This is a genomic window from Pseudoalteromonas fuliginea (assembly GCF_000690055.1).
GTDB lineage: Bacteria > Pseudomonadota > Gammaproteobacteria > Enterobacterales > Alteromonadaceae > Pseudoalteromonas > Pseudoalteromonas fuliginea.
In genome coordinates this window covers 1-564 of sequence record NZ_JJNZ01000231.1, presented here as the reverse complement: position 1 = coordinate 564, position 564 = coordinate 1, and the positions used below count along the sequence as shown (strand labels likewise).

The following is a 564-nucleotide window of genomic DNA, read 5'->3' as shown; positions in this document are numbered from 1 at the left end:
CGCGCAAACAGGAGCAAGCCAAGGCAGCAGCTAACGCGCTAAATGCAGCACAGAACCGAATCAATGCAGAGCTTAATTATGATTGGGTGGATAACAACGGCAATGTATTCCCTGTTAGCTACTACGTAACTCAAAAAGCCAAAATTGAAGCAGTCGTGATTGATGGATCTTGGCACCCACTACAGCAAGAAGCAGAGCAAGTTAAAGCGCGTGTTGTTGCTCAGTTGGATGTAACCATTCAGAAAGTGACGGAAGACGAAGCCAAAGCCGAACAGCAACGCATTGACCGCGAGGCACAAGCCAAAAAAGACGCAGAAGCAGCCGCACAACGCCAAGCCGATGAGGCAGCAGCAGCAGAGCGTAAAGCCATCGAAGACGAGCAGAAAGAAACTGAACGACTAGCGAAAGAGCGCGAAGCCAACAAAAAGCACCGCACAACGGTGAACCGTCGCAACTTGGCTGTATTGCTGGCTATGGGTATCAGTGAAGAGGATGGCAAGAAGGTGATCACCGCGATTGCTAAAGGTGAACTTCCTGATATTCGTATTTATTACTAACCAACTA

The 564-nt window shown here is 48.8% G+C and carries 1 pseudogene; it reads left to right on the top strand.

Annotation, left to right across the window (positions count from 1 at the left end):
- Positions 1 to 557, top strand: a pseudogene (locus tag DC53_RS22285) (hypothetical protein); the annotation flags it as partial.
- Positions 558 to 564 lie beyond the last annotated feature (7 nt).